Source organism: Mycobacterium sp. (assembly GCF_049585075.1).
GTDB lineage: Bacteria > Actinomycetota > Actinomycetes > Mycobacteriales > Mycobacteriaceae > Mycobacterium.
Genome location: NZ_JBAUZA010000499.1, coordinates 1 through 4,642 on the forward strand (window position 1 = coordinate 1; position 4,642 = coordinate 4,642).

At 67.3% G+C, this 4,642-nt stretch carries 7 protein-coding genes; 1 reads left to right on the forward strand and 6 read right to left on the reverse strand.

The window, feature by feature from the left end; translation table 11 throughout:
• On the reverse strand, positions 1–532 hold a 532-nt coding region (locus tag WB785_RS23485), incomplete at its 3' end, for a helix-turn-helix domain-containing protein (RefSeq protein WP_424082305.1).
• Positions 513–1,364: an oxygenase MpaB family protein gene (locus tag WB785_RS23490; protein WP_424082307.1), complete on the reverse strand. Its 852-nt coding sequence runs from the start codon at positions 1,362–1,364 to the stop codon at positions 513–515. The genes WB785_RS23490 and WB785_RS23485, both read right to left, overlap by 20 nt.
• A gap of 150 nt (positions 1,365–1,514) precedes the next feature.
• On the opposite strand from WB785_RS23490, the gene WB785_RS23495 reads away from it, so the two are divergent.
• On the forward strand, positions 1,515–2,342 hold the full coding sequence (locus tag WB785_RS23495; RefSeq protein ID WP_424082309.1) for an alpha/beta hydrolase: 828 nt from the start codon (positions 1,515–1,517) through the stop codon (positions 2,340–2,342).
• Here the strand turns inward: WB785_RS23495 and WB785_RS23500 are convergent.
• Genes WB785_RS23500 through hemB form a run of 4 tightly spaced genes read right to left on the reverse strand, consistent with a single transcriptional unit; the run spans position 2,303 to position 4,622 of the window.
• Positions 2,303–2,593 carry a hypothetical protein gene (locus WB785_RS23500; protein ID WP_424082311.1) on the reverse strand — a complete coding sequence of 97 codons (291 nt, stop codon included), beginning with the start codon at positions 2,591–2,593 and terminating at the stop codon, positions 2,303–2,305. The genes WB785_RS23495 and WB785_RS23500 overlap by 40 nt on opposite strands.
• On the reverse strand, positions 2,590–3,144 hold the full coding sequence (locus tag WB785_RS23505; protein ID WP_424082312.1) for a DUF3093 domain-containing protein: 555 nt from the start codon (positions 3,142–3,144) through the stop codon (positions 2,590–2,592). The genes WB785_RS23500 and WB785_RS23505 overlap by 4 nt, the downstream gene beginning before the upstream one ends.
• 57 nt (positions 3,145–3,201) lie before the next feature.
• Positions 3,202–3,642: a hypothetical protein gene (locus WB785_RS23510; RefSeq protein WP_424082314.1), complete on the reverse strand. Its 441-nt coding sequence runs from the start codon at positions 3,640–3,642 to the stop codon at positions 3,202–3,204.
• Entirely contained in the window at positions 3,639–4,622 is a 984-nt protein-coding gene (gene hemB, locus WB785_RS23515) for a porphobilinogen synthase (protein ID WP_424082316.1), read from the reverse strand. Before hemB ends, WB785_RS23510 begins: the two co-directional genes overlap by 4 nt.
• Between the last annotated feature and the right edge of the window lie 20 nt (positions 4,623–4,642).

Consider the following 4,642-nt stretch of genomic DNA (forward strand, 5'->3'; position numbering starts at 1 on the left):
TGTCGTCGGCGGTGTCCAAGGGTCTGCGGCCAGGCATCACCAGCACCATCGCCGCATAGCGCAAGATGGTTTCGGCCAGCTCGTCGACAGCCTGGTCCCCGATCCGCTCGGCGAAGCCGTCGGGAAAGATGATGCGCAATGCGGCCGCCATCCGTTCGACCGCGGCATCCCAATGCTGGTGGGCCAGCTCGAGCATCAGGCCGGGCTCGTCGGCGAGCATGCGGGTCAGCACGCGGTGCTGGCGGAAGCGCAGAATCGACAGCGTGAACGCCTCGACATAGTAATTCGATTGTGGCCGACGGCTTTTCAGCTCCTCGGCGATGTTGGCGAATAGCACCGTGTTTTCTCGGTCGATGACCGCCCCGACCAGTTCGTCGCGTCCGGCGAATCGCCGGTAGATCGTGGTGCGGCTGACCCGCGCGCGGCGGGCTACATCGTCGAGCGCGACCCGACGGAAGCCGTGCTGTTCGAACTCGACGACGGCGGCGTCGAGGATGGCGGTGGCGGCGGAGTCAGCGGGCGTAACCGGCACGGGCAAACCCGTTGTAGCGCAGTCGCATCGGAAGATGATCCCATAGCCAGTTGACCGGCCGTGACCGCCACATTGCGGCGAAACGCTGGTAGCGGCGCTCCTGGCGATCGCTCCAGGGCAGACCGAGCAGGGTGCGCGCCCGCGGCGGCAGGCCACCGGTGGTCAAGAATGCCGCGACCGGATTGAACGCCACCGAGAGCGCGCGCCACAGCAGCGGCGGGATGCCCTTGGGGCAGGGGAATCCTTTAGTCACATATCCGACACCGTATTTGGCGGTCGGATGGGCGATCATGACTTGGTCGAGCATATGGTCCCAGTACCGCTGGAACTCGGCGTAGTCGGCCGGCATCGGCCGCTCGCTGACGCCGTAGCGGCGATACCAGGTCTTCGACTCGAGGTAGATCTGTTCCTTCTCGTCGTCGGTGAGGCGTTTGACGAAGGTGTCCGCGAAGTACAGCACCTGCTCGACGAACGTGGCGTGCGCCCAGTAGTAGGTGTCGGGATCTAACGCGTGATACCGTGCGCCGCTAGGCATTTCACCCTTGATGGCGCGATGGAAATCGCGCACCTGCTGGCCGGGGTGGTCGCCATCGGAACCGTAGACGGTCATGAAGATCGGCGGTAACGAGCGTTTGACCCGGGCCGCGGTGTCGTCGAAGAACACCGAGTGGTCCAGCACGCCCTGGCCGAGTTCGGCGAGCATGTTCTGCAGCACCGCGGGACGGGGGCCGATCAAGAACATCCGGTTGTCGCCGAAGTAACGCCACACCAACGACTGCGGCCCCAGCGGCAGGGCGTCGGTCGTCGTCTCGGGCTCGATCAACTCGGTCATATGGGACAGTGTTACATATTTTGCACTTTGTACCAAACGCAGCGGTCCCTCGCTGGTGACCGGCGTCACCGCCAGGCGTTGTTGCCGGACTGTTGTCGGACCGTTGCCGCTCAGCGCCCGTTGGCTTGGCACGATTCGCTGGTGAATGCCATGACCCGTCAGTCGAACCGCCGGACATTCCTGCGCTTGGGGGCCACCGGTATCGGGGCAGCGGGTCTGTGGGCGCTGGGCGCGCTGCCGGATGCGACCCGTGCCGCGCCCGCCCCGGCGAGCAGTCCGCTGCCCACCCGCGAAGAGGGCTCGTTCATCTCCGCGGCGCGCGGCGGAAAGAACACCAAGTGGATCATCGCTCGCCCGCCCGGCCAGACCGGCCCGTTGCGCACGGTGATCGCCCTGCACGGGCTGGACAGCGACGCGGCTGGGGTGATGAGCCTTGGTGTCGAGGACGCCCTGGCCAAACTGCCCGCCACCGGCAAACCGTCGATTGCGGTGGTCAGCGTCGACGGCGGCAATAACTACTGGCGGCCGCGGGCCTCGGGTGAAGACTCCGGCGCGATGGTGCTCAACGAGCTGATTCCGATGCTGGCCGCCAAGGGGCTCGACACGTCGCAAGTGGCGTTCATGGGCTGGTCGATGGGCGGATACGGGGCGATGCGGCTGGGCTCTCGACTGGGCCCGACCCGGACCTTCGCGATCAGCGCGATCAGCCCCGCGCTTTACCTGACGTATTGGGGAGCACCGCGCGACGCTTTCGACAGCCTCGACGACTTCCGGAAGAACTCCACGGTTAACACCGCAGACCTGACGTCGATTCCGTTGCGGGTGGACTGCGGCACCGGCGATGGCTTCTACGTCGCCACACGAGAATTCGTCAACCAGCTGCCCCGGCAGCCGGCCGGCGGGTTCTACGCGGGCGGCCACGACGCGGAGTTCTGGCGTCAACAGCTTCCGGGCGAGCTGGCCTGGTTGGCATCCTGAAATCGGTCGCGCCGCCCGGCTCGGCGCAGCCGGGCCACTCCGACCACCGCCAGCATCCCGGCCGCCGTCGCCAGCAGCAGCGTCACCAGCAGCAGCGACGGGTCGTAGATCACCGACGTGGTGACCGGCTGACCGTCGGCCACGGGTGCGACGGGCACGGTGGAGCGCACTTCCGACCAGCTGATCGCGCAGCCGGCAACCGCGGCGCACGCTAGGGCGAGCTCAACAACGGCCCGAAATCGGGCCATCACCAGCGTGATTCGGCGTCGTCGCCGTCGTCGTTGTGCGGCTCGGGCGGTGGACTGTTCGGTCCGACGCGCTCCTCGACCAACGGGGTCAGCACTGCGCGCAGGTGCCGGTGTTTGCGCGCCCAAGCTTGCGCCGTGCGACCGCCACTGAGTCGTAGACCGATGCCCATCCGGCCTTTGGGCACCCCGACCAGCTCACCGAGCGCCCGGGCGGTCTGCCAACGCTCCAGCTCCTTTTCGGATGTCAGCGGATGGTCGGCTGGCGGGTAGACCTTGACGATCTCGGCGACCTTGATGGTTTCGGTGCCGTGACGCAGCGTCTGCTTGGTCAGCTCCACCGACGTGTGGATACGCGCCGCCTTGACCTGCAGCGCAACGAAACCGGTCACGAGTACCAAAAACAGTAGGGGCACCGCGAACTGCCAGCCGTAACCGTTGGACTTCTCGATCCAGAGAATGGCCCCGGCCGACAGCGGGCCGGCCAGCACCCAGTACCAGCTGGCGCCGACCTCGCGAAAGAGCGGAGCGGCCTCGGTATCCGTGCCTGCGGTCACAGAATCATCATCCCTGCTGCATCCGACCCCAAACCACCTGGGGGCCCTGTCGACTGCTCATCTGGTGAAGTACGCGTGGGCGTCGCTGCGGTGCAGTAGGAACATCCCGCCGGCGATCAGCACTGATCCGACGATCCCGGCAACGCCGCAGATCACTGCGTACATCGGTGGCCAGGTCACGGTGAACAGCCGGGTCGCGATGTAGATCACGGCGGCGATCCCGCCGCCGCTCAACACCGTGCGGGCCCAGCGATATCCGGCCCGCATCAGGATCAGGAAAGTCACCACGATTGCGCACGACACGGCGGTGAAAAGCCCTGATGCGACGTAGAGCAGCGCCGATCCGCGACCGCCCGACGACCCAACCATGTCGGCGGCGTAGCCGATCACCATCAACGGCAACGCCACCAGCCACAGCCAAAACCCGGTGTCGACGTCGACGGGCCGGGTGTGCGGTTCCGGTGCCCCCGGCGGCTGCGGCGGGACGGGACCCGTCACGACAGCCAGGCCGCCGCCTCGGCGGCCCAATACGTCAGCACGATGTCGGCGCCGGCCCGGCGGATACCGGTCAAGGACTCCAGCGCGGCGGCCCGCTCGTCGATCCAGCCGTTTGCGGCTGCTGCGCGGATCATCGCGTACTCCCCCGACACCTGGTAGGCGGCGACCGGCACCGGCGAGATCGAGGCCGCGGCTGAGACGAGATCGAGATAGGCCATCGCGGGTTTGACCATGATGATGTCGGCGCCCTCGTCGAGGTCCAGCTGCACCTCGCGCAGCGCTTCGCGGGCATTGCCCGGCTCCTGCTGGTAGGTGCGCCGATCGCCGGACAGGCTCGAGCTCACGGCGTCGCGGAACGGTCCGTAGAACGCCGAGGCGAACTTGGCGGCATACGCCAGAATCACGACGTCGGCGTGGCCGGCGGCGTCCAGCCCATCGCGGATAGCCGCGACCTGGCCGTCCATCATGCCGCTGGGACCGACCACATGTGCACCCGAATCTGCTTGGGCTACAGCCAATTTCACATACCAAGACAGGGTGGCATCGTTGTCCACGCGGCCGCGCTCGTCGAGCACCCCGCAATGCCCGTGGTCGGTGAATTCGTCCAGGCAGGTGTCGGCCATCAGCACGGTGGCATCGCCGAGGTCCTTGGCCAGATCGCGCAACGCGACGTTGAGGATTCCGTCGGGATCGCAGCCCGCCGACCCGGTGGCGTCCTTGTCCTCGTCGCGAGGCACGCCGAAGAGCATCAGCCCACCCACCCCGGCGGCCACCGCCGCCGCGGCGGCGGCCCGCAACGATTCGCGGGTGTGCTGCAGCACACCGGGCATCGAGGTGATCGGCCGCGGCTCGTCGATGCCGTCGGCGACGAACATCGGAAGCACCAGATGCCTTGGCTCCAGCGACGTTTGCGCCACCAACCGGCGCAACGCCGGAGTCGAGCGGAGTCGACGCGGACGCTGCCGCGGGAATGCGCTCATGCGTGGCGCCCCGCCACGAC